Below are 25,767 nucleotides of genomic sequence, written 5' to 3'. Positions count from 1 at the left end.
TTATTTTTTACTCAGTTAATTAATAAATTATTTTTTATATTACTTAAGTCAATATTTTGGAAAATACCAGTTTCTAGCCACAATATTTTACACATAACCTCATATTGAGGATATAGTGAAGATATCACATTATAGTAGAAACTTATTTGCTCAATGTATTTCATTGGTATTGGTTTGTTTCTATACAATGAGACATTATCTGATTTATAATCTATTATTGTAATGATGTTACCATCGAATACCGCCAGATCTATTCTACCTAGTTTAATTTTATCGTTTTCGACGCTTCCTACATTTAATTCACAATGAGGATTTTTGTTAATAAATTTTTGAAGTTCTCCCTTATCGATAATATTATTGATAGCAATTTTGAGTTTTGTTAGCCAATTTTCATCTAAACTATTCGTTAATGGATGTTGTGTTGAATGTTTTAAGGAATTATTTCTTACTGCATCTTCAATGATTTTATGAAAAATCATACCAAATTTTACAGAGTGGTTCATCGGATTAGGAGCATAGCTGATGTTAGCAATTTTTGTTTTAATATCTGCAGTATTTCTGTTCTCTACTGTAGTATTACTGTAGAGATTCACTAATATATCATCTGGTGAATTATGTATTTTTTCATTAGATAGATTATCATAATGGACTGTAGCGGTATCTTTTTGATGATTTTTAAGATCTCCTATAGCGTTTCTTATTAAGCTATACCATGAATATTCATGCGGTGGTAAATTATTATTAGATAATCCGCAGATTACTAAATAGTCGGATGCTCTGGTTAATGCTACGTACAATAATCTATTGTATTCCCTTATCATTTTTATGTTGATTTCCTTTTTAAGTTCTTGGTATGAGAATGGAATATTGATTACATTTTGGCAGGCAATTAGGCTATTTTCATCCTCTACAAAGAGTAATTTTGAAGATAATTTAGCAATGGTTGTTGTATCGCATAATATTACAAATGGTGCTTCTAGGCCTTTTGCTGCGTGTACAGTCATTATTCTGACTTTATCACTTATTGTTTTGGGTTGTTTAATTTCAATATCTTCGTTTTCTAACCAGGTTATGAATCCATTTAATGAAGTATTGAATTTCTTGTTATATTCATAATTTAGGTATATTAGCTCATTTAATATATCATTAATGCCTTCACCGAATGATAGAACAAAGTTAATCCTATATTGTAATATATCTAATATGTAGTAGAATAAATTATCTGTTATTACATTATTATGTATGGTATTAAACCTATTGAGTATATTATACAGGCTATGTAAGATGTTTTTGTAGTGATTATTAAAATTGGTTTTCTCTATATTTTTCATAGAGTTCTGGATGTATTGCCAAATTTTTTGATTTTGTGTGTTATTCTGTAACAGGGTTTGAATTTCTGCATCATTTAAGGAGAAAATAGGTGATTTCATTAATCCTACCAAGTTTAAATCATTAAAAGGATTAATGACGAATTTTGCTATACTTAATAAGTCTTGAATAGCTAGGTTATTGATTAGTAGCATTCTATCCAAAATTTCTACTTCTATCCCATAAGATCTAATAGAATTCAGTAGTTCTAATACGAACTCATCCCTTTTTCTGAACAAGATCATAAAATCTTTGGCAGTGATTGTTGTACCAGTTGATTGTACTATTATTTTACTTTCGAGTTTATTGAGTATAAATTTTGCAATATCATTGGCTAGTTTTTTTTTATTATCTTCTAGAATAGCATTTTTTGTTATGCCTATTATAGGCCAAAAAAGCTCTGGTGATTTTTCATTTTTATGTAGTTCCCAACATTCTATTACTGCTTTGCAATCTTTACGAACTGAAGCAATATTATTATCAAAGTTAGTATTGAAACAATTGTAGTATTTTTGTACAAAAGAGAATACTCTGTTTACTAAATCTATTATTTCTTGGGATGACCTATAGGATATTTTTAAATCTATTTGTAACAATGTTGTTTTTGTTGAAGAAAATTTTTTGGTAAATAAATCCTTCATTTTATTATAAAATTCTACATTTGCTCCCTGAAAGCTGAATATTGATTGTTTTTCATCTCCTACGATAAATATGGTTTTGTGATTATTGCCGGTGTTTTCAGAGTATATATTTTCTACCAGGTAACTGATTATATCCCATTGTTCAATGCTTGTATCTTGTGCTTCATCTAGTAGTATATGATCTATAGACATATCAAGTTTATTTAGTATCCAATCCTTTGTTTCTACTTGTTTGAGTGCTTCCTTAGTCTTAATTACAAGATCATCATAATCCAATAAACCTCTAACATTTTTGTATTGTTGATATAATTTAATGACATTATTAGCGAAATAGATAATTATTTTTGAATATATTATAATGTGCTTGGTCTTTCTTTTTTGTTCTATGTCATATACTATGTCCTGTAAAGATTGTAGATGTTTTTTTAGTCCAGGATTTTTTTTATATTCAACTTGATTAACTATATTTTTCTTTTTTTCTCCTTTAGAAGTCAAAAAAAATGATAAGATATTTTTAATGTTAATATCTTGTACATAATGTAATAGCGTGCTGTCCTGTAGCAGGATTGACATCTCTTTTTCTGTTTCTGTACAAAGATTTAACTCATACAGCATTTCACTTATTTCTTGATTACTGTAATTTGGGATATCGCATTGTAGAATTTTTGTCCTATTTTGTATAATTTCATCAAATATTTCACTAATAGTGACTTCATGAAAATTTTCTATTAGATATTTGTTAATTATTTTGAGATGTGAAGATTTTAATAATTCCTTTCTTAGATCTAATATGATTTGCTTGACTTCTTTTTGATCAATGATCCCAAAATTAGGAGCAATAGATGCTTCAATTGGAAATTGTCGCAATATTTGCTGGCAAAATGAATGAATAGTACAAATTTTTAAGGAATTGTTCGGATTTAAGTATTGATTATATAAATTTTTAGCATTGTCAATTTCTAGATTAGAGGGATCATACCCTAGATCATTCAAGATTTTTAATCTTAATTTTTCTTCTTCTATATTACACCAAGCATGTAATTTTCGGTTAATCCTGTTTCGTATTTCATTTACAGCATTATTGGTGAATGTAATACATAAAATTTTATTAAAGTTATTATATTTTAATAAAATTCTTAGAACTCTGTCTATCAATATTTTAGTTTTACCGGTACCAGCGGATGCATTAACCCAGACATTCTTTTCTGGGTCTGTTGCTAGTATTTGAGCATGATTTTTCATAGGCAGCTAATTTTAGTTGATAGCAGCAATAATTGTTTATATATAACTAATGTTCGATCCAATCTATACTACAAATGGTGGATAATAAAATTGCAGAAACTAAGTATGGATCTGAATTTGCTCCTGGTCTTCTGTCTTCAATATAACGAACCACATTATTATTAGATAATTTTGATGGAATTCTTATAGAGCTTGATCTGTCACCTGTATTTGATGTAAAATCATTCATTGAAGAAGTTTCATTACTACCTGTGAGTCTTTCTTCTAGTTTATTTCCATACAGTGATATGTGTAATTCATGCTTCTTGGATAATAAATTTATAGCATCATCTAGTGCTTTTGTAGATGTATCAATTTTTCTCATATCTTTAGTTGATAAGTTTGCATGCATTCCGGAGCCATTCCAATTGCCTTTGATTAGCTTGTTCTCGATAGATATTCTTAGATTAAAATCTTCACTAATCCTGTATAGTAACCAACGAGCCATCCATAAATGGTCTGATACATTGATAGGATTAACATTCTCTTTTTCATTATATCTATAACCCACCTGAAATTCCCATTGTCCTAGCATTACCTCAGCATTCATACCTGAATATAGGATGCCTGATTTTAAGCATAATTCTTGGTGTAATTTAGCTATATTTCTTCCAGCGACTGTGTTAGTTCCTACTCCACAATAATACGGGCCTTGTGGTGCTGGGAACCCATTATCTGGCCATCCTACAGGGTTATTATTCTCTAATATTATATATTCTTGTTCGAACCCTATCCATGGATCAAAATGCTCAGCAGATTTTGATAATATTTCTCTCAATTTTCTCCTATTATTTGTAGGATGCGCTGTGTGGTTAGCATGAAATACTTCGCATAATACCAAATAGCCATCTTCTCCTTCTAATGGATTATGTACAAAATTTACTGGGTGTAAAACACAATCAGAAGAATTGATATCAGCTTGATTAGTAGAAGAACCATCAAACCTGCATAATGGAAAATCTGCAATGTTAGGATCTTCAGGTAAATTTACTATCTTAGTTTTTGATCTAAGATTTTGTACTGGCTGATTGCCATCTATCCATATATATTCGGCTGTTTCTAGGTGCTTCATCTTTCTTGCTTATTTATTATTCGTATATTTATTTACTTAATAACTAGCTTGGATTATATATAGGATTATTTTATTGATCAATAAAATACTGTCCATCTATTGATTACACGAGAATTTTTGTTTATAATGCATTGTTATTTCGTCTCAGTTGACTGAGTTACATAACTAGTTATATATTTTATATGATTTTTGAATATACACTCTCAATTATTAAACCAGATATTACTAAGCGCAATTTGATAGGTCTGGTAATTGCAGATTTAGAGTCAGTAGGGCTAAAAATTGTAGCACAGCGTATGTTGCTTTTATCTAAAGTCCAGGCTGAAGCATTCTACATGGAACATAACAATAGTAGTTTTTTCGGTGATTTGGTAGAATACATGATATCAGGTCCTGTAGTTGTTCAGGTACTTCAGGGTGAGAATGCTATATATAAAAATAGAAAAATAATGGGTGCTACTGATCCTGTAAAGGCAGCTGAAGGTACAATAAGACAGAAATTTGCCCAGAATATACAGGCTAATAGTATTCATGGTTCCGATAGCACAATAAGTGCTGCTAGGGAAATAGATTTTTTCTTTAAACAACATGAAATATTGGAATAAAAATGTTTCAAACAAGATCTAATTATGATGTGGTAGTAGTAGGGGGAGGACATGCAGGTTGTGAGGCGGCTTCAGCTTCAGCCAGGTTAGGAGTGGAGACTTTGCTGATTACTTTGCATCAGAGTGATGTTGGTGCTATGTCTTGCAACCCCTCTATAGGTGGTATAGGTAAGGGAACTCTAGTAAAGGAGATAGATGCTCTTGATGGACTAATGGCAAAAACTATAGATAAATCTGGGATACATTACAAAATGTTAAATGAAAGTAAAGGGCCAGCAGTTTGGGGGCCTAGGGCTCAGGCTGATAGAGATTTATACAAAATTAATATGTGTCACAATCTTTTGAATCATGACAATGTTCAGTTGATGTTTGATGCTGTTGAAGAATTAGTTATCTCCAATAATAAGATTATTGCAATAGTTACTAGGAGTAATGGAACAATCTGTTGTAAAAAACTAATTTTAACTACAGGGACTTTTTTGTCCGCAGTTATACATATAGGCCGTGAGCAGATATTACAATCTAAGTCTGGAGAAAAAGCTGAGTGTAAAATTTCTAAGAAGTTAACTCAATCTGGGCTAGAGGTAAAAAGATTAAAAACTGGTACTCCACCAAGGTTAGAAGCAAAAACTATAGATTATAGTAAGTTAATCGTTCAACCAGGGGATTCTGTACCTAGGCCATTCTCAATGATGACTGGAAAAATACTATTGCCTCAAATTGAATGTTTTATCACTCATACAAATAAAGAGACGCACAATATTATCAAAGATCATTTAACAGAATCCGCAATTTATTCTGGGGCTATATCTTCTGTAGGGCCTAGATATTGTCCATCTATTGAAGATAAAATTGTTAAGTTTAGTAACAAATTATCCCACCAAATTTTTCTTGAACCAGAAGGATTAGGCAATCCTGTTGTTTACCCCAATGGAATCTCTAATTCATTACCTGAAGATATTCAGATAAAATTTCTTCGCAGTATCCAAGGATTAGAAAATGTAAAATTATTAAAACCAGGGTATGCTATAGAATATAATTATATAAATCCCAAAGAGTTATATAACACATTAGAAACTCAGAAAATTCAGAATTTATACCTTGCAGGACAAATTAATGGTACCACAGGTTACGAAGAAGCAGCAGCGCAAGGGTTAATGGCTGGAGTAAATGCTGCTCTAAAGATATTAAAGCGAGATCCATTTATTTTGACAAGATCTGATGCTTACATTGGGGTTATGATAGATGACTTGATAACTTTAGGTGTTTCTGAGCCCTATAGAATGTTTACCTCTAGATCAGAATATAGGTTGAGTATAAGAGCAGATAATGCGGATATAAGGTTAACAAATAAGGGAATCAATATAGGGCTTATAGGTACAAAACGTAGAAATAATTTCAGTAAAAAAAATAAAGAAATTAATGAAATAACAAAATTAGTGCTATCTCTTAATATTACTTGTAATAGCCTATTGAAACAAGGTATATATTTTACTCAAGATGGTAAAAGTAAAAATGCATTTCAGCTTTTAGGCATGAAGGATGTTGGTATAGAAAAAACCATGAAACTATTTCCAGAGTTAAAAAAAGTTAATAGGCATTACATAGAATATTTATCAATAGAATCGAAATATTCTAGTTATTTAAATCATCAATCAAAGGAAATTAATTTACTACAAAAAGAAGAATCTCAAGTGATACCAAATGATATTAATTACCGTTGTATTGATACATTATCATTAGAAACTAAAGAAAAATTATTGCAATATAATCCTCAGACAGTAGGTGAAGCAAAGAGAATCCCTGGTATTACACCAGCAGCTTTAATTGCCTTGATCATCTCTATAAAAAACTATAAACACTTTAAATAGAAGTGTAATGTTTAATAATTTAGGTGTTTCACGTGAAACATTTATGAGATTGAAGGAATATCAAAAATTGTTGTTAAAGTGGAATAGGGCTATTAATTTAGTATCTAAACATGATCAACAGTTTTTGTGGGATAGGCATATTTTAGATTCTTTACAATTAATAAAATTTATAGATAACCTCGATATTCACTTGGTTGATCTAGGTTCAGGAGCAGGATTCCCTGGGATGGTTTTATCTATAGCAGGGGTCAAAAACGTTACTTTAATAGAATCTAATGTGAAAAAATGTTCTTTTTTACTATATGTATCAAAATTATCTCAGAATAATATAAAGATATTGAATCAATTTATTACTTCACGTGATATTATGTTTTGTGATATTCTAACTTCAAGAGGTTATGGTAGTATCCAAAAAATTCTTGATACTACCAGAAGTTTCACTATAAAATATAAAATATTATTGAATAAATCTAAAAAATGTATGGATGAAATATTGATAACAAAAAAAACTTGGCAATTTGATTACAATATTTATCAGAGTCTTACTTCAGATTCTGGGAATATATTGGAAATAGAGAATATCTCACCATTATTATGAGACCTAAAATTGTATCTGTAGTGAATCAAAAAGGAGGTGTAGGTAAAACTACAACAGCAGTGAATTTATCTGCTATATTTGCTATAATGGAAAAAAAAGTGTTATTAGTTGATCTAGATGCTCAGGCTAATAGTAGTAGTGGATTGGGGATTAAACAATCTGATAGAAAGATTACTTCGTATCAGTTATTGAAGGGGTTGAATACGGTAGAAGAAGCTACACTAAAGACAGAAATTCCTGATCTGGAAATGGTGCCAGCAAATGTTCATCTCTCAGCAATAGATATTGAAATTTCTGCTGTAAAAGATCGTGAAAAAATACTGCAACGAGCACTTGTCTCAGTATATGATAAATATCAGTATATTTTAATAGATTGTCCTCCATCTTTAAATTTGTTGACAATTAATGCGTTAGCAGCATCAGATGAAATTATTATCCCTATGTTGTGCGATTTTTATTCATTGGAAGGATTAGGCAATTTGTTAAAAACTGTAGATATGGTAAAAAAATGTATAAATCCTAATATTAAAATTTCGGGTATATTATTTACTATGTATGATAAAAGAAATCGCCTCACAGACTCTGTAGCAACTGAGGTGCGTTCACATTTAGGTAATACTGTATATGAAACTTCTATACCTAGAAATGTAAAACTTGCTGAAGCACCTTCTCACGGAAAGGTGGCTATTATTTATGATCATAAATCTACAGGAGCAAATGCATATGTTAATCTAGCAAAAGAGTTTTTTGCAAGAGAATCTTTAACTAAGGTTAACCACAAAATTGTAGCAGAATATGGCAAAACTTAATGTTTTAGGTAGGGGATTACACTCTTTAATTGGTGAAAAAATAGAAAGAATTGATCATAACATAATCACCAACCAGTGCTTTGTAGATATTAATGATATAGAACCAAATCTGTTGCAAGCAAGGAAATATTTTGATAAGGATAAGTTACAAGAATTAGCAAATTCTATTACAAGTAATGGCTTAATTCAACCTATTGTAGTTACAGAAGTATCTGATAAAAAATATCAAATTATTGCAGGAGAACGTAGGTACAGAGCCTGTAAGTTATTATCTATGGAAAAAATACCTGTTATAATAAAACATTTGAGCAAAAGAAATATTTATGAAATATCTCTTATTGAAAATATCCAACGTGAGAATCTTAACCCTATTGAAGAATCCGAAGGATTAAAACAGCTAATTGATGAGTTTCAGTATTCTCATGAAGAATTGGCTAATATAATAGGAAAAAGTAGAAGTTATATTTCTAACTTATTAAGATTATTAAAATTGCCAGATATGGTACAAAATTTGGTAATGCAAAAGAAAATCACTATGGGGCAAGCAAGATGTTTAATAGGATTAGATAATCCAGAAAAATTGGTACAGCGTGTGTTGAATGAAGGATTAAGCGTTAGGCAATTAGAGTCTTTAGTACAGATCAGAAAAAAAAATGATACTCATCAGAAAAAAAATTGTAATCTAGATGATATAGCCTCAAGACCCGTTGCAACCGAGAATCAGCAAGATAATGATCTATTGTTGATTACTGAGTCACTTAGTATGAAATTTAATATGAAAGTAAAATTAGATAACTCTAGTAAATGTGGTAAATTATCGTTCTACTATAGGGACTTATATGAGTTAGATGAATTATTATCAAAATTAGATAAATTAAAATAATATGAAGTTATTTCTGGATTCAACAAATATTGAAGCAATAAAACTGTATAGCAGTTACCATATATTAGATGGAGTTACTACTAATCCTTCACTATTCTCAAAAGAGAATGGTGATTTTTATGAGTTGGTTACTAATATATCTAGTGTCGTTGAAGGAGATGTAAGTGTAGAAGTACTAGCTGGAGATTACGATGATATAGTGATAGAAGGGCGCAAGATTGTATCTATAGCACCGAATATTGTAATCAAACTCCCTATAACTTGGGATGGAATAAAAGCTTGCTATTATTTTAATAATATGGGATATAAAGTGAACATGACTTTATGTTTCTCTGCGAATCAAGCATTATTAGCAGCTAAAGCTGGAGCATATTATGTATCTCCTTTTATAGGCAGGTTAAGAGATAATATGCAAGATCCAATGATATTGTTACAACAAATACGGAAAATATTTGATTATTGCAATTATTCTACAAAGATTTTAGCAGCTTCAATTAGATCTGTAGATGATGTGTATCAAACAGCTTGTTGTAAAGCTGATGTTGCTACTTTACCAGAGAAGATCTTTGCTGATATGATTAAACATGATCTTACTGATGTTGGGTTAAAAAAATTTAATTCTGATTGGCAAAAATCTCATATGAAAATATAAGGATTTTAATAAAATAATAAGGTGAATCAATGTCTTATAAATATATATTTACCATGAAGGGTTTAAGTAAAACTATTAATGGTAAATTAATCTTAAAGGAAACTTTCCTATCTTTTTTGTACGGAGCAAAAATTGGTATTATAGGCCATAATGGAGCAGGTAAATCTAGTTTGCTGAAAATTATGTCTGGGCTGGATAAAGAATATGAAGGCGAGGCTTTTGCAGCAGATGGTATTAGAATAGGATATTTTGCTCAAGAACCTAAATTGGATAATGATAAAACCGTTTTTGAAAATATTATGCAGGGGCTACAATATAAAAAACAGTTATTAGACGATTTTAATACTATCAGCAACAAATTTAGTACCGTTATTGATAGTGATGAAGTAGAGAGATTATTAGCACAGCAATCAGCGCTTCAAGAACAGATAGACATTTGTAATGCTTGGGAAATAGATCGTGAAGTAGAAATAGCAATGCAAGCGTTAAGATGTCCTGCTAAAGAATCTCTAATTCAGAATATTTCTGGTGGAGAAAAGCGTAGAGTAGCTCTATGTAAATTATTATTAGAACAACCTGATATGCTATTGCTTGATGAACCTACTAATCACCTTGATGCTGAGTCAGTTTCTTGGCTAGAAAATTACCTAAAGAATTATAAATCTACTGTGATTTCTATAACTCATGATAGATATTTTCTTGATAACGTTGCAGAGTGGATATTAGAGATCGATAGGGGAGAAACAATAGTCTGGCATTCTAATTATTCTGCGTGGTTAGAACAAAAGCATCAAAAATTATTACAGGAACAAAAAACAGATAATTTACAAAAAAAACAGATACAAAATGAACTGGAGTGGGTTAAGCAATCGGCAAAGGGTAGACAAAAAAAGAGTAAAGCAAGAATAAATGCTTATCAAGAATTAATTAATAATCAGCAAAATAGAGTTTATGATACTCCACAAATTATTATACCAAGTGGTCCAAGATTAGGAGAGCTAGTTATTGAAATACAAAATCTTAATAAAAAACTTGGTGATAAAATATTATTTTCAGATTTCAGTTGTAATATCCCCAAAGCCGCAATAGTAGGAATAGTAGGTCCAAATGGTGTAGGTAAGACTAGTTTGTTCAATATGTTGAGTGGAAGGATTAAAGCTGATTCAGGTATTATTAACATAGGGCCTACAGTTCAGTTGCAATATGTTGATCAAATGCGTGATTATCTAGATGATAATAAAACAGTATGGGAAGAAATATCAGATAGCTTGGATGTATTCGAGTTTAATAAATGTACAATAAAAACTAGATTATATTGTGCAGCATTCAATTTTAAAGGGGCAGTCCAACAAAAAAAAATTCGTGAGCTATCCGGAGGTGAAAGAAATAGAGTGCATTTAGCAAAATCACTAAGATCAAGTGCTAATGTGATACTTTTAGATGAACCTTCTAATGATCTTGATATTAGTACTTTAAGAAATTTAGAAGATGCTATACTTGAATTCCCTGGATGTATCATAGTAATCAGCCATGATAGATGGTTTTTAGATAGGATTGCTACACATATATTAGTTTTTGATACTAATTCACCTAAATTATTTGAAGGTAATTATTCTGATTATCAGAAATCGCTTAATATTACGAATAACGAAGAAGTTATAAAATATAAGCATAAGAAACTTTTGTAGAAACTATTAATGTAGATTTATACTTCTAGATTCAATAACCGCTTAATCAAACCCTGCTAATAACATACTTCAACCGCCATATATAGGGTTAATAAGTTGTATTATATGGTCTACAAATACCCTTAATTTTAATAAAATATATGGTGCAGAAATGCTTAATACGATAAAAATTGTGATGATTTTAGGTACAAATGTCAGTGTAGACTCCTGTATTTGTGTTAGGGCCTGTATCAATGATATAACTAACCCTACTACCAGGGATGAAATTAATATAGGGCTTGAAATAGCTATCAACGTATATATGGATTCCTTACTTATTTCAGATATTGCGCCTATATCCATAAATCTGCTACAACAACATTTTAACCTGAAAACTTGATATGAGATATATCATACCATATCACCTAGTGAGTGAAACTTCATTTTTATTTTTCTGATAAAAATGATATACCAGAAAATTTTTTATTGAATCCACTTACACTCTTACTTGATTGACTAACTACTCCTCTTAAAGCTTTATTCCAAGCTGGGTGCTCACGGAAGTCGACATCCATTAAGATCTTATCTCCAGCATACGTAGAATTAGTATAGAACTTATCATTGCCAATTTTAATCTCTAACTCTTTGTATTTTGGATGAATGTCTTTTTTCATAATTCTCTCTAATAAATTAATATATCAATTTAAATCTACTTCAATTTGAGGTCGCTAATTGATTGTTTATTAATATTTTTCTTTTTATAGTTTTAGCATAATTGGTTAGCGTGTTATTTTTAACCTGAATCATAAATTGATCAAATCCTCCAAATTTGTCGATAGATCTAATAGACTTAGCGGCTACGAGCAGATTATAGCTTTTACCCATGATTTCACTAGTAAAAGTTATGGATCTTAAATTTGGCTTAAAACTTCTTCTGGTTTTCCTATTTGAATGTGATACATTATTACCAAATTTTGTACCTACGCCAGTGATCTGACATTTCCACGACATATTCCACTACCAATATAAACTAAAATTGAACTACAACACTGTGAATGGAATATTCTAACATCATCATAGTGGCTGTCAAGTATTTTGTTGAGTTAATAGTTATTTAGTATTAATTTGATCACTTAATTTTTAGATGGAGTAACCGTTTCAATTTAAGTTGGTATCGGCAATTTAACTTGGCTGTGATTATAGTTCATTATATTAGTTAATAAATAGTAAAAATGAATAATTAAATTAAAAATGACTAAATTAAAAATGACTATTTAACTTAGTTAAATATTATCTCTCATCATTTAGTTGAATAGGTAGTAGCAATGATATTTTGGTATTTATTTGTTGATATTTATAGTTTATTACATCTGTTGAAAGGTTTGATGTATAACTAAAAATTTTATTTATTTTTATTATTCTAATTTATGTATGAGCACTAATTCAAATGAGATAATTTTATTTCAATTTATATTTAGATGTATCTAATTTACAAAAGTAGCATATTATTTATTCTTATGGTTTATTATTACTAATATTAACTATTGTATTTTTAATGTTGTTTTGTTAACATGTACGCGTTTATAGAATTTTTTAATCATTAAGTTTTTAATCATTTAGGGATTTGTTAGTATGTTATTGATAAGTAAAAAGATCGTAAGATTCTTAGTTTTGGTAGTATTATCCACTCTTGTAGGTTGTAGTAGTATAATGCATAATATTGAACACAGAGAGTTGTCCGCGGAGACTCAGATGTCGCATACTGTGTTTTTGGAGCCAGTTCGTGAAGAATTGAGAAAGGTTTTTATAAAAATTAGAAATACTTCTGATTTTCACCAATTGAATATTTCAGATAGAATTAAGCAATCAATAGCTGGAACAGGATATCAAATAGTTTCTAATCCTGATGATGCCTATTATTTGCTACAGGTTAATGTTAGACAAGCAGGTAAAAATAATCATGACAACCCTTTTAATATGATGTCTGTAGCTGAGGGAGCCCTAGTAGGCGGGGCTGTTGGAGGCTTGAGTACTAATAGTTGGAAAGGAGGCTTAATAGGGGCTGGAGTAGGTGGAGCAATTGGTACGGTGCTAGAGTTTGCTCTAGAAGTGCCTCAGTACTCTATGATAACTGATATAGAGATTTCTGAGAGATCTGATGCTTTGGTAAGTGAAGTTCATGATAATTTAGTAGCTAACACTATTGATGATAATTCCATTGATCTACCAGGGAAGAAGAATAAAAAGAACGATAGTATACAACGAAAGAGTGATTCTGGTTCTGGTGGTGGTTCTGGTGGTGGGTTAAGTGTTGCTATTATAGATATGAATGGTAAAGCTACTAATGCTAAAGATAGCAGCAGTAGTAAAGATAGCAGCAGTAGCAGCAAAAGACTTGATAATGGATTTAGATCTAAGCAGACTACCAAATGGACAAATAATACTAATTGGAAAAAATATAGAGCTAGGGTCATATCTGTTGTTAAGCAGTCTAGGTTAAAAATGGAGAAAGCGTTGCCTGCATTGGAAAATGGTCTAATTCATTCCATTTCTGGTATGTTTTAGTAAATGATAACGTCATAATATTAATATGTACACGTGCATCATTGTAGTTTTGATTTTTAACAGTTGCTTGTTGGTGTGAGCAGCTTGGTATTTATAAGGAAGATACATACACCTTATAAATAGATGCATGTTTTTGTTATCTAATTTCAATAATGTCTGTGCATATGCGATATTAAATAAAATTTATCCCTCTGTATACTACTCTTTTTAGTCATAGCCACACTTTTGTGGCGCCTACTTGGTAGCGCTTTGTTTTGTTTAGAAGGCTCGTTTTATTGTTTCTTCTATTAGCTGGTTTTCTTTAGTATTTATTATTAAAGTAGTATTTATTAAATTGATTGCATCTTTTATTTCATCATATATTTTTACAATATTTTGTTCATAATTTTCATGTATGAATGTTTTATATTTTTCTTGCTCACTTATAGTTATATCATTTGCATCTCGAATTTTCTGTTTTTCTGTTTCAGCAAACTTTAGGACCAGAAGTATTTGTTCTTGTGCTTTGAGGTATGTATTCTTATAGTCTTCGTCACCTTTACTGTATAACTTTAGCGCCCTTATAGTGGAGTTAATATATTCATGTGAATGATTTAGTATATTTTGGCTAATTTTAGTATCACTTGTAATAAATACTTCAGATTGATTAGGTTGTGTTTCTAATTGAAAATCATTATCTATATATTCAATATTTTGGTTTATATTATTTACAAATGATCCGATACTGTTTTTTTCACCGAAGATATTTATATCTGAATCTAAACTATTAAACAAATTTTTAATTCTCTCTAATGTAGAATTTGCAATTTCTATTTTTGCGATATTATTGTCTTTGACGATATTATTGTCTTTGGTTATAAAATCTTTTTTTAATGTCTCTGAAAAAAACTTATTCATTATCTTAACCATTCTGTCTACTGTACTCGTCTGTGTTTGTATAATCAAATCCATTTTTTTCTGAAGTTGTTGATGTTCTTCTGCGGATTGTAATTTCTGGTTACATAATTCAAGATACAAAATATCTTCTGTTGTTAATTCTTGTTTAGGTTTAAGTAAATTTCCTTGAGATAAGTCCTGTGTAGAATTTATAATCTTTTTTGATGTTGTTTCAATTAATCTTTCTTTTGGAGAATTATGTATAGTATTATTTGTTGTTATTATTTCCATAATAGTTCTTTTTATATATTTAATTAGGAAAAAATGCCTTTAATAAATCTTTTGTTGTTTCTGTAGCTAATTTTAACAAATAGGAACAAATATTATTAGTCACACTACTGTTAATAAGATTTTGTATATTTTGCATTTTTTTACTTTGGGTACTATGTTTGCTATGAATTTCATCATTGTGTATATTTAGTAGTTGTTGAGATGCTTTATATTCATTTTGTTTCTTTAGTAACATACCAGAAATTTTTTCAGTGTAGGTAGTGCTTGCATATTGTATTAATGTTAGGTTGCTATTTTCTTGATATTGGGAACTAATTTTATTTTGTTGTAATGATCTAATATCTTTAAAAAACGCGTGTGCATCACCTATTATCTGTTTATTACATGTTATGTTACTATTAATATTTGATCCGCCAGTTAATTTTGCTATTTCTGAGTAGTCAAAATGATTATTATGAATTTTTAGTTTTAGTGTGGATGCTATATCTAATTGAGCAGATATCTCAGTATTATTACCCCAAGTACCTCCTGACAGGGTAGATATTTCTATTATATGTGATAACGCTGTAGGATCATAATCAGCACGGAGCTTTTTTGATAATAACATATTATTATTGATTGCTTTTGATAGATTAGTTGTAGACTGTATAAAATCAGTTCCTAATATTACATATTCTGTATTTTTATTTGTAATTGTTTCTAAACTAGGATCTTTACTGAAAATAAATTTTTGATTATCAATAATAATTGAGTCTTTGTCTGAGAAATTGGTTATTGTATCATTAAATGTGATTTTAGCTTTTGCAGCTGTATCACCTATAGATATATTTTGGTTTATAGCTTTAGTGACCACCTTATATGTTGAGAGTGATGATGGATTGTTTAGTATTTCTTGTTTTATAATCAAGTTAGCACTATCATCATATTCCAGTAGATTATTAAAACCATTTTTAGTAGCAAAATCTCTGCCCTGATATAATAAACGATAATTATTGTTATTGCTTTTTATCGATAGATAGCCTTTCGCAATTTTGTTATGTTGTATTTCCAAATTGCTGTCTATATTTCTTAATGTTGCTTTAGCTATGGCATTTGGATATTCAGGTTCTATTAGCTGAAAATCTCCTTCAACATCTTTTTTGTTGCTACAACCGATATTGGTATATCCTGACCCCATTTTACTTGGATCTAATTTAAATACTATAGATCCGGTATTAATTACATTATTATCCCCCTTAATTTTGATTTTTAGGGTTATATCTTGGACTGTATCTTTTTTAAATCCTGTTAGCTTAATTGGAGCATCCAATTTTTTGTTACTGTTTTTTTCTAATCTTAGAATTGTATTTTTCAAGTCATTTTGAAATAAAGTTTTGCCTGGGCTAGATATGGATAAAAGTTCAATTTCACTACCAAAATAGCTATTACCTCTAAAATCAATATTGACTGATAAATCTGTTGATTGATTATCTATTGGCAATATATTTAATATTATGTTGTTGATTAGGTATTGACTGCTAGTACTGCTACTATTTAATTGAAATTCTCCTAATGTTGCTCTTTTTTGTGATGGTAAAAAATCTAATTGGTAATTTAAATTGTCTATGATTTGTTGCATAGTTAAAGTTTTGTTTTCATCAGAAAATTCTAATTTAGCAACATGTTTTATATTATTGGAGTTGATATTTAAATTTTTGTCTTCATCATTACTTCCTAAATAGATATTGAACTCATTATCTGATTGTAGCTTATCTAGATAGTGGAAAGTTTTATTTCCCCTGATTTCATGTTTTGATTGTAGTGCGATTGTATCATTATATAATGTATTAATTGTATTAATTAAGTCTTTAGTAAATTCATTATGTGATTTTTGTATGTTAGGCAGTGTATTATTTTTAATATTTTGTAATGCTTTGAGCTTACCGTAGTTTACTTTTTGTACAAAATTTTCTAGATTATAGGAAGTACTGATGTGTTTTTTAGCATTGTCGTTTATATCATAAAGTACCAAATTTATCAGTGGATTTTTGGATTTTGGATCTTGGGCATATTCGAATTGTATATAGTGATTATTTGTTACAAGATTTGCTCCATCTAGTATTCTTAATGAAATTAGTGAATTTTTTTCTTTATAGATTAGACCTATTTCTTCAAAGAGTTTGTTTACTACACTATCTCGATGCATCGCTATTTTTTCTTTATTGCTATCTGATTTAGCATGATTATACTGGAATATCTCTTTGATCGATTTGTTAATATGGGAAATACTATTTTCTATTTCAAATTCAACTTGCTCAAAAGATTTTGTAATATTTTCTGAAATAGAATTCATACAATTTACCATCTCAGAAAATTGTTGAATAAATCGGTTCTTATTATCACTTGTAACATTTTCACTTATTAACGCATTAGATAAATTCAATAATTTATTAATTTCATTGCTTATCTTTGAACCATAAATTAGATTTTTAGCAGAATCTAGAATAGAAGGTAGTATCTCATCAGCAAATGCTGCATTTATTTTTAAAAAATTATTTTCAGCGATTAATTGCCTATGTTTATGATCTTCGTTTGGATCATGGCTGCGACGTGTTACTACTTCAGATGTTGTTAAATTAGTATGTAGTGAAGGAGTGCTAACAGTTATAACTTCTGTATTTCTTGTATTTGGGTCTGAAGCATTAGATAGATTTTCAGCGTATATATTTTGTATTTTTCTATTGTTTTCTTGAGCAGCTTGTGTTTGGACTATTATTTCATTTGGCATTTTGATCTGTTATTTTTATAATTTATTTTCGATTAAATAAGTAAAAAATATTATTTGTTTTTTCACTTATTACGCCTTGTTTATTATAGTTAATGTTTGTATTTTCTATTTTTATCTTAGGTTTTTCAAATAATATTTGAGCTATTTCAATGTTATTCTGGATTAACATATGATTTTTAATAGATATTTCTAAAAATATCTTCAGATTTTGTTTGAAGTTTTTATAAATACTTGAATTACTTGTAGAGAATATTTTATTATTATTTTGTTCAAATAATTTTTGTTTGTTTGTTATAAATAAATTCAACTGCCTTTTATAATGCATAATTACTAAATTTAGTTTTATATTATAATTGGCGTCTAATAGACTAATTTTCAAAAGATTGCTGATAGTTTTTGAAAGATCTATCAGTTTAATTAATGACTGATTGATAGTTTTGATCATTTTTATTTTATTATGCTCATTCATCATATATGCCAAACACCTGTTAATATTAATTTAATTTAAGTATTAAATAATTTTTATTACTAATAATTTATTTACAGCAATATTAATGCCAATTTCTATACTATTATATTTAATTTTAGTAAAAATAGATTTGTATCTTTTGGGTTAAACATTGAAATGTATAGTAATAATTGACATAAATATTTAATTCAATTACACTCATAGGCTGTATATATAGAAAATTAGTTAAACATAGTTGTTGTGGTATTGGGTGTTTTATAGGTATTATTTTATAATAGTGGTCTTGCTTATATTTTCTTTTTCTAAATCATATTCTATGACTTTAGAGGAAGCAATAAATTATAGTTATTCCAATAATGAGATTTTTCGCATTAATAAGCTGAATTTTTTAATAGCTTTGGATAATAAATACGAGGTAGTGGCTGAATTCATGCCTAAGGTTATGGCACAACATGAGCTATATAATAAACAGTCAGGTAAAGGTCCAAATTTTACTAATCAAACAAAGAGTAATTCTTCTTTAGTACGTTTAGATCATGTGTTTTTTAGTGGAGGTTCAAGTGTTGCTAAACTTCAATCCAGCAAAGTACAGTCTTTAATTGCAAAAGAAGAATATTATTCTAAAGAACAAACAGTATTGCTAGAATTAATTAAGACTTATCTAGAAGTTTTAGCTAAAACAATGCATTATGATATTACTAATCAAACTGTAGCTAATCACAATAAAATATTGAACGTAGTTAACACTAGGTACAGTTTAGGTGAAGCCACAGTGAAGGATTTAGCAAATGCGCAATCAGCTAAGTTCTCAGCGGAGGCAAAGTTAGCAGAAGAATTTGCAGAATTAAAAACCTTAAAATCTAAATTTCTTACATCTTTTGGCATTGATTCTGAGAATCTTGTTATGCCAAATGATGATTTAGGTAATGTTTTACCTGGGACTCTGGATCTATTTATGGATGTTGTTTTAAAGCAGAATCATGATCTGAAAATTGCTCATTATAAGCTACGCAAAGCTAAATCTGATAAATATACTGTTGTTGCCGCTTTATCCCCTAGAGTGGTGGGTTCTGTATTATGGCAGACTAAAACATCTACCAAAACAGGAGGGTATAACCAAAAATTTAATGACAGAGGTAGTACAGTATCTCTCAACCTTGACGTACCTATATTTGCTGGTGGTGCAGAGTATACTAGAATTAGGCAAGCTGATAAGGTATTAAGGAGCGCCAGCACTTCAATTAGATATCTTAATAAAAAATTGCATTCTGATACTTTAGCAATTTGGGAAAAATTACAAGCTTTAAAAGTAAGACATGCCGCAATACTTGAGGCCGTAAAAGCTGCAGATCTGGTACATCGTTCTGAGCAAGAAGAATTTAATATAGGATCTGGAACAAAAAATATAACAGATGTAATAGAATCTCAAGAAAAGCTAAATAATCTGCGAAAACAGGAGATTATTAATAAAATATCTGTGATTTTAGCTCATTATGAAGTTAAATCTTTATTAGGAGAATTGATAGGCTATTATATGAATCTTAGTACCGAATATTTTGATCCAGAATCTGCAGTAAAGTTTAACTGATCTATTGTGTAGATGGTTTAGTGTATTTTAGTTTAGATGTTAGTGTAAATTAAATATTAAGTACTTAGTATGAGTTTAGATAGTAGTAATAATACTTCCCAAGAATTTCCTGATAGTGGCAGAGCCAACATAAATGATATTAGACAGGCAATCAAGAGTATAATGGAAGATGGAGGCAATACTCAAACAAAAAATGAAGTAGAAGATGAATATGATAATACAGAAAATGTCTTAGAATTAACTAATGTATTGTTAGATAATGGTGATACATTCATTAATATATCAGATGCAGAAAATTCTGAAGCAGAATATAAAGAGGTTTTATTAAGTAAAATTATATCTATTATTTACAGTAAAAATGCAGAATTTATGAATGATTTGTTAATACGTGTTATCAAAGAATCTATTACTAGGTTGCCTAAAGAGCATTTATCTTCAATAGTCAAACAGATAATTTTAGAACAGTTTAGTATTACAAAGTTATAAATAGTTATGAATAGTTTTTTATATGAGTTTTACATTTTGTTTATATAAATTATATAGGGTTTTTATATATATTTTGTTATTAAACCTTTTATTTTATTTTGGGTGTATAAAGTGTTTGGGCTGCAGCATGGATTGCTCTAATTCTGGTATTTTTTCATCAAATTCTTTAGCAGAAAACTCTGTATCTATGGTTTTGCCTATAGCCGGTATTCGTTTTTGTAATTCTACATCTTTAAACATTATACCAGTCATGGATAATAAAGATATTAAGCAAAGTGATAATCTAAGGCTGATATTTATAAAAAACGAATCTAAGATTTTGATGTTAGATAATGATGATGTCGTGTTAGGTAAAGTCACTAGAAAAGCCTATCTAGAACTGATCGACTATAGTGCATATATTAATATTTTTTGGAAAAATTATATAATGTTACAAAATTTTGATAAAAAGCAGGCTATAGAGAAATTTATTGATAACTACAAATAGTAATAATGAATTTTAAAATTCATTTCTTGTGTCATTTGTTTTTTGTATTTAGTTTTTAGCAGCCCATCTTTTTTTACAGATATTTTGTATTTTCAAGTTTAATTCTGTTTATTAATGTTTCTATTGAAATTGTCTCTTGTGAATCATTATGAGCAGATCTAAGGGTTATGTTGTTATTCAATGCTTCTTGTTTTCCTATGATAGCAATTATTGGTATTTTTTGATTATACAGCTGACGTATTTTATAATTTATTTTTTCAGAGTTAATATTGAGCATTGTCCTGATATTTGCATTTAATAATATATTATATATTTCTCGTGCATAGCTATCTTGAGCATTAGTAATGGTTGCTATTGCTACTTGTACTGGCGCAAGCCAAATGGGGAATTTACCTGCAAATTCTTCTATTAATATTCCTATAAATCTTTCTATACTTCCTAATACTGCTCTGTGTAATATTACAGGGGTCTCTTTTTTACCCAATTTATTAATATACTTAGCATTTAACCTAGATGGTAATATGAAGTCTACCTGTAATGTTCCGCATTGCCAATGCCTTCCTACTGCATCTTTTAGTATAAAGTCAAGTTTTGGACCATAAAATGCTCCATCCCCCTTATTAAGTTGATATTTTAATCCAGTTTTTAGTATTGCTGATTTGAGTGCAGACTCGGCTGAATCCCATATTTCATCAGATCCTGCTCTAATTGATGGTCTATCTGAAAAATTTATACTAATATCTTTAAAGCCAAAATCTTCATATATGCCGGTAAGCAAATTACAAAATGATACTGTTTCACTATTTATATGTTCTATTTCACAAAATATATGAGCATCATCTTGGACGAAATTTTTCACTCTTAGTAGGCCGTGTAACGCCCCAGATGCCTCTTTTCGATAGCATGATCCAAATTCAGACATTCTGATTGGCAATTCTTTATAACTTTTTAGTGTTTGATTGAATATTTGTATATGACAAGGGCAATTCATAGGTTTTAAAGCATATGTTTTATCTTCATCTTTTAAAATAAACATATTTTCTTGAAATTTATCCCAATGACCTGAATCTTCCCATAATTTTTTATCAGCCAGCCCTGGAGTTTTTACTTCTATGTAGGATGCTTTAATCAATTTTTTTCTAAGATATTCCTGAAGAATTTTGTATATAATATATCCATTATGATGCCAAAAGGGTATACCTTGCGCTTCATCTTGGAAGTGAAATAGGGATAATTCCTTACCTATTTTTCTGTGGTCTCTTTTTGCAGATTCTTCTAGGATATAGAGGTAATTATCCAGTTGTTCTTGAGTGCTCCATGCTGTGCCGTATATGCGTTGTAACATTTGCTTACTGTTATCTCCTCGCCAGTATGCTGCTGCTATTTTTGTAAGTTTAAAGTATTTTAATTTTGCTGTAGAGGTACCATGTGGCCCTCGGCATAAGTCTATAAAATCTCCTTGTTTGTATAAGCTGATAGGCTCATTTTTATCTATGGAATCTATTATTTCTAATTTATAATCTTCACCTAATTTTTTGAATAATTCTATGGCTTCTTTTCTGCTACATATTTGCCGGCAAAATTTATCATTTTTTTTTGCTAATTGGTGCATTTTTTTTTCTATCACTTGTAAATCTGAGATTTTAAAATTATAGCTCGTAGCAAAATCATAATAAAATCCATCTTTGATAGTAGGGCCTATGGTTACTTGTACTTCAGGAAAAATTTCTTTAACAGCTGATGCCAAAAGATGTGCTGTATCATGCCTAATAATATCTAGTGCTTTTTCATTATCGATTGTAATAATATTAATTTTACTGTCTTCAGTGATGAGTTGATTTAAGTCATACAACTTACCATCAATTTCCATTGCAAATGCATTTTTTTCAAGTGATTTTGAAATAGAGGTTGCAAGCTCTAAACCGGTTAATGGTGAATTAAAATGCTTAATTTCATTATTATCTAAAATTATCTTGATCATTTTCTACGATTCTGATATTTATTATTACAGTATATGACTTGATTGAATGGCTAAGAATTCAGTGTATTATCGGCTATCCACCCACTTCTTAAGTGATATAGTGAATTAGCTATTATGTCAATATAAAATGATTATCACAAAGTAAAAGATTATTCTTAGTTTAGTAAATCTATATCGTTATCTGATAATGATTTGTTTCTTTATAAATTAGCTAATTGTATTACTTGTTAAGTAAGTGTTAAAGATAGTTTAGGATAATTGGTTTAATGAATAAGCGTACCTCTATAGTATTTTCTGCCATTATAGGGAATATACTGGAATATTATGATTTTACCGTCTTTGCTGTTTTTTTAGTAATTATCGGTAAAACTTTTTTTCCTAAAGATGTAGAGTATGTACAAACTATATATAGTTTAGCAATTTTTTCTGTAGGGTTTTTAACCAGACCTATTGGTGGTATAATTTTTGGATTTATTGGAGATAGATTTGGTAGAAGAATATCACTCATTATCTCAATGGTAGGTATGACAATACCTACATTCGTGATAGGGCTGATTCCATCATATGAGGATATAGGGTTTTATGCGCCTTTAACACTTGCTATAATGCGATTGTCTCAGGGGCTATGCATTAGTGGAGAAGGGGCAGGGGCTGCAATATTTATTTTAGAACATTATCAAAATCTTAGACCTGGTTTTACAGCTGGTATAGTTCACGCTTCTAATATTGCTGGAACAATGATTGCTTCGATTATTGGGATAATATTAGATAAATATCTTGGATATTTAGAATTTGCATGGAGGTACGCATTTTTGCTAGGTGGAGTTATGGGATTAGTAGGATTTTATATAAGGCTTAGGGTATCTGAGACTCCTATATTTAAAGTGTTAGAACAACGGAAATATACCCTAAAATCCCCATTTATACATGTTATAAAATCTTCGTGGAGGTCGATGTTTATAACGTTTGCTTTAGGTGCTTGTGCAAGTAGTATCGTTTATTTTGTTAAGGTCTACACTAATATATATTATTCTAATATATTACATTTTAATAAAACTACATCTCTATCTCTTTTAGCTTATTCCTCTACTATAATGATGTTAACTATGCCGCTATTTGGCCATATGTCAGATTTATTAGGGAGGTTTAAATTGATTTATGTTTCTAGCATAATGATTTTATTACTATCTTTACCTACATTGTTTTTAATGGGCTCAACCAATCTTTTACTACAGTTATTAGTTTTGACTATATTAGCATTATTAGGAGGTTGTATATCTGGTACAGCCTATATATTTATTATATCTTTATTTAAGCCTGAAGAAAGATTTTCTGGTGTATCATTTAGTTATAATTTAGGAATAGCTATGTTTGGTGGTACCTCAGCTATGATTTCAAGCTGGCTTACTTCAAAAACAGGCTTATATTATTCTCCAGCATTTTATCTTATGTTAGTTTCAGCTGTGTTCATTTTGATAATTCATAATATGAAGCAGCATATCCTTCAATTAATCGATCAGAATATGAATAACAAAAAGTAATTTTGGTCTGAATTATCATGTATTAGCATGGATAAGTTGAGTAATAACAAAATTGGTATTATTTCAGAGTATTTTGTAATATTTTGTTATAAATTTAGGTTTTATAAGATATTATCACATAGATTTAGGTCTTACACTGGTGAAATAGATATAGTAGCTGTTAAGAGTAACGTTATTGTTTTTATTGAGGTAAAATTTAGAAAATATTTATATGATTATAATATAATTTCCACTTACCAAAAGCGTAGAATTCAAAACTCAGCTAAGGTTTTTGTGGCATCTAATGAATTTTATTCTTCTTTTGATATGAGGTTTGATTTGGTAATAGTAAGGCCTTACAATTTTCCCATTTTTTTAGAGAATATATGGTGATTATTTCTAATAGTAAATAATAGATTCTTACACTATGGATAGAGGTAATATTGCTGCAAAGTATTTTACTGAATTGAGAGATAAAATTTGTCTTTCATACGAATCAATAGAAGCAGAATATCAGGGCAAAGTTTGTTCAGCTTCAGAGTTGGCTAGCAGCAGTAAATTCCAAAGGAAAATTTGGAAACATCATGCTGGCAGCGGGGGTGGTGAAATTTCTATTATGAGAGGTAAGATTTTTGAGAAAGTAGGAGTTAATATATCTTCAGTATCTGGGATTTTTGATAGAGATTTTGCTACCAAAATTCCTGGTACTGAGAATGATAGACGGTTTTTTGCAACTGGTATATCTTTAGTAGCACATATGCAATCTCCTTTAATACCAGCTATACATTTTAATACTAGATATATTGAAACAACTCAGTATTGGTTCGGAGGAGGTATAGATTTAACACCTATATATCCTGATGAACTAGAAACTAGAAAATTTCATAATGCATTAGAAAAATTATGTAATAAACATAATTCAGGATATTATGAAAAATTTAAGTTAAAATGTGATGAATATTTTTATCTGAAACATAGAAACGAACCACGGGGGGTAGGTGGTATATTTTTTGATTATATGAATAATGGAGATTATACAAAAGATCTAAATTTTGTAAAAGATGTTGGTATCACTTTACATGAAATATATCCAGAAATTATTTTACCTAAAATTAATTTAAAATGGAATAATCAGCAGCGAGAATATCAATTAAAGCGCAGAGGCAGATATGTAGAATTTAACTTATTATATGATAGAGGTACAAGTTTTGGATTAGCAACTGGCGGGAATGTAGAAGCAATATTTATGTCACTACCCCCTGTAGTCAAGTGGGACTAACTTGATGCTAA

General features: G+C 29.4%; 23 protein-coding genes. 14 read left to right on the top strand and 9 right to left on the bottom strand.

The window, feature by feature from the left end:
* Nucleotides 1-11: 11 nt before the first annotated feature.
* Complete coding sequence (locus tag IHI24_RS03720; RefSeq protein WP_194966719.1) at nucleotides 12-3,251, bottom strand: UvrD-helicase domain-containing protein; 3,240 nt, start codon at nucleotides 3,249-3,251, stop codon at nucleotides 12-14.
* 46 nt (nucleotides 3,252-3,297) lie between these two features.
* Nucleotides 3,298-4,362, bottom strand: a complete 1,065-nt coding sequence (locus tag IHI24_RS03715; RefSeq protein ID WP_194966718.1) for a glutamine synthetase beta-grasp domain-containing protein — start codon at nucleotides 4,360-4,362, stop codon at nucleotides 3,298-3,300.
* A gap of 182 nt (nucleotides 4,363-4,544) precedes the next feature.
* On the opposite strand from IHI24_RS03715, the gene ndk reads away from it, so the two are divergent.
* From ndk to ettA, 7 genes are read left to right on the top strand one after another with little or no spacing between them, the layout of a single operon-like run.
* Nucleotides 4,545-4,967, top strand: a complete 423-nt coding sequence (gene ndk / locus IHI24_RS03710) for a nucleoside-diphosphate kinase (RefSeq protein ID WP_194966717.1) — start codon at nucleotides 4,545-4,547, stop codon at nucleotides 4,965-4,967.
* Between the two features lie 2 nt (nucleotides 4,968-4,969).
* Nucleotides 4,970-6,838: a tRNA uridine-5-carboxymethylaminomethyl(34) synthesis enzyme MnmG gene (gene mnmG, locus IHI24_RS03705; protein WP_194966716.1), complete on the top strand. Its 1,869-nt coding sequence runs from the start codon at nucleotides 4,970-4,972 to the stop codon at nucleotides 6,836-6,838.
* Between the two features lie 7 nt (nucleotides 6,839-6,845).
* Entirely contained in the window at nucleotides 6,846-7,436 is a 591-nt protein-coding gene (gene rsmG, locus IHI24_RS03700) for a 16S rRNA (guanine(527)-N(7))-methyltransferase RsmG (protein ID WP_194966715.1), read from the top strand.
* Nucleotides 7,433-8,245 carry a ParA family protein gene (locus tag IHI24_RS03695; protein ID WP_194966714.1) on the top strand — a complete coding sequence of 271 codons (813 nt, stop codon included), beginning with the start codon at nucleotides 7,433-7,435 and terminating at the stop codon, nucleotides 8,243-8,245. The genes rsmG and IHI24_RS03695 overlap by 4 nt, the downstream gene beginning before the upstream one ends.
* On the top strand, nucleotides 8,232-9,128 hold the full coding sequence (locus IHI24_RS03690; protein WP_194966713.1) for a ParB/RepB/Spo0J family partition protein: 897 nt from the start codon (nucleotides 8,232-8,234) through the stop codon (nucleotides 9,126-9,128). Before IHI24_RS03695 ends, IHI24_RS03690 begins: the two co-directional genes overlap by 14 nt.
* A gap of 1 nt (nucleotide 9,129) precedes the next feature.
* Entirely contained in the window at nucleotides 9,130-9,780 is a 651-nt protein-coding gene (locus IHI24_RS03685; RefSeq protein WP_194966712.1) for a transaldolase family protein, read from the top strand.
* Between the two features lie 29 nt (nucleotides 9,781-9,809).
* A complete protein-coding gene (gene ettA / locus IHI24_RS03680; protein WP_194966711.1) occupies nucleotides 9,810-11,468 on the top strand; it encodes an energy-dependent translational throttle protein EttA in 1,659 nt (552 codons plus the stop codon).
* Between the two features lie 69 nt (nucleotides 11,469-11,537).
* Here ettA and fliQ read toward each other — a convergent pair whose 3' ends face one another.
* From fliQ to rpmB, 3 genes are all read right to left on the bottom strand, one after another.
* Entirely contained in the window at nucleotides 11,538-11,810 is a 273-nt protein-coding gene (gene fliQ / locus IHI24_RS03675) for a flagellar biosynthesis protein FliQ (RefSeq protein ID WP_194966710.1), read from the bottom strand.
* 83 nt (nucleotides 11,811-11,893) lie between these two features.
* Nucleotides 11,894-12,121: a 50S ribosomal protein L31 gene (gene rpmE / locus IHI24_RS03670; RefSeq protein WP_194966709.1), complete on the bottom strand. Its 228-nt coding sequence runs from the start codon at nucleotides 12,119-12,121 to the stop codon at nucleotides 11,894-11,896.
* Nucleotides 12,122-12,161: 40 nt separating this feature from the next.
* Complete coding sequence (gene rpmB, locus IHI24_RS03665) at nucleotides 12,162-12,458, bottom strand: 50S ribosomal protein L28 (RefSeq protein WP_194966708.1); 297 nt, start codon at nucleotides 12,456-12,458, stop codon at nucleotides 12,162-12,164.
* Between the two features lie 621 nt (nucleotides 12,459-13,079).
* On the opposite strand from rpmB, the gene traT reads away from it, so the two are divergent.
* Nucleotides 13,080-14,012 carry a complement resistance protein TraT gene (gene traT, locus IHI24_RS03660; protein ID WP_194966707.1) on the top strand — a complete coding sequence of 311 codons (933 nt, stop codon included), beginning with the start codon at nucleotides 13,080-13,082 and terminating at the stop codon, nucleotides 14,010-14,012.
* A gap of 258 nt (nucleotides 14,013-14,270) precedes the next feature.
* On the opposite strand, the gene IHI24_RS03655 is transcribed toward traT, so the two are convergent.
* From IHI24_RS03655 to IHI24_RS03645, 3 genes are read right to left on the bottom strand one after another with little or no spacing between them, the layout of a single operon-like run.
* Complete coding sequence (locus IHI24_RS03655; protein WP_194966706.1) at nucleotides 14,271-15,179, bottom strand: hypothetical protein; 909 nt, start codon at nucleotides 15,177-15,179, stop codon at nucleotides 14,271-14,273.
* 19 nt (nucleotides 15,180-15,198) lie between these two features.
* Complete coding sequence (locus IHI24_RS03650) at nucleotides 15,199-17,946, bottom strand: FlgK family flagellar hook-associated protein (protein ID WP_194966705.1); 2,748 nt, start codon at nucleotides 17,944-17,946, stop codon at nucleotides 15,199-15,201.
* A gap of 22 nt (nucleotides 17,947-17,968) precedes the next feature.
* Nucleotides 17,969-18,418, bottom strand: a complete 450-nt coding sequence (locus IHI24_RS03645) for a hypothetical protein (protein WP_194966704.1) — start codon at nucleotides 18,416-18,418, stop codon at nucleotides 17,969-17,971.
* A gap of 313 nt (nucleotides 18,419-18,731) precedes the next feature.
* On the opposite strand from IHI24_RS03645, the gene IHI24_RS03640 reads away from it, so the two are divergent.
* From IHI24_RS03640 to IHI24_RS03630, 3 genes are all read left to right on the top strand, one after another.
* A complete protein-coding gene (locus IHI24_RS03640) occupies nucleotides 18,732-20,003 on the top strand; it encodes a TolC family protein (RefSeq protein ID WP_194966703.1) in 1,272 nt (423 codons plus the stop codon).
* Between the two features lie 69 nt (nucleotides 20,004-20,072).
* On the top strand, nucleotides 20,073-20,489 hold the full coding sequence (locus tag IHI24_RS03635) for a hypothetical protein (protein ID WP_194966702.1): 417 nt from the start codon (nucleotides 20,073-20,075) through the stop codon (nucleotides 20,487-20,489).
* A gap of 127 nt (nucleotides 20,490-20,616) precedes the next feature.
* A complete protein-coding gene (locus tag IHI24_RS03630) occupies nucleotides 20,617-20,976 on the top strand; it encodes a hypothetical protein (protein ID WP_194966701.1) in 360 nt (119 codons plus the stop codon).
* A gap of 73 nt (nucleotides 20,977-21,049) precedes the next feature.
* Here the strand turns inward: IHI24_RS03630 and thrS are convergent, their stop codons facing one another.
* Entirely contained in the window at nucleotides 21,050-22,957 is a 1,908-nt protein-coding gene (gene thrS, locus IHI24_RS03625; protein WP_194966700.1) for a threonine--tRNA ligase, read from the bottom strand.
* A 266-nt stretch (nucleotides 22,958-23,223) separates the two neighbouring features.
* Here thrS and IHI24_RS03620 point away from each other — a divergent pair, with 266 nt between their 5' ends.
* The 3 genes from IHI24_RS03620 to hemF are packed head-to-tail and all read left to right on the top strand — an operon-like array spanning nucleotide 23,224 to nucleotide 25,756.
* Complete coding sequence (locus IHI24_RS03620; protein ID WP_194966699.1) at nucleotides 23,224-24,498, top strand: MFS transporter; 1,275 nt, start codon at nucleotides 23,224-23,226, stop codon at nucleotides 24,496-24,498.
* Nucleotides 24,499-24,525: 27 nt separating this feature from the next.
* Nucleotides 24,526-24,870 (top strand): YraN family protein, encoded by a 345-nt coding sequence (locus IHI24_RS03615; RefSeq protein ID WP_194966698.1) that lies wholly within the window; start codon nucleotides 24,526-24,528, stop codon nucleotides 24,868-24,870.
* Between the two features lie 34 nt (nucleotides 24,871-24,904).
* Complete coding sequence (hemF, locus tag IHI24_RS03610; RefSeq protein WP_194966697.1) at nucleotides 24,905-25,756, top strand: oxygen-dependent coproporphyrinogen oxidase; 852 nt, start codon at nucleotides 24,905-24,907, stop codon at nucleotides 25,754-25,756.
* The last annotated feature ends 11 nt before the right edge of the window (nucleotides 25,757-25,767 follow it).

The organism is Rickettsia endosymbiont of Cardiosporidium cionae, from assembly GCF_015476335.1.
Taxonomy (GTDB): Bacteria; Pseudomonadota; Alphaproteobacteria; order Rickettsiales; family Rickettsiaceae; genus JADHZC01.
This window is presented reverse-complemented; position numbering and strand designations above follow the sequence as displayed.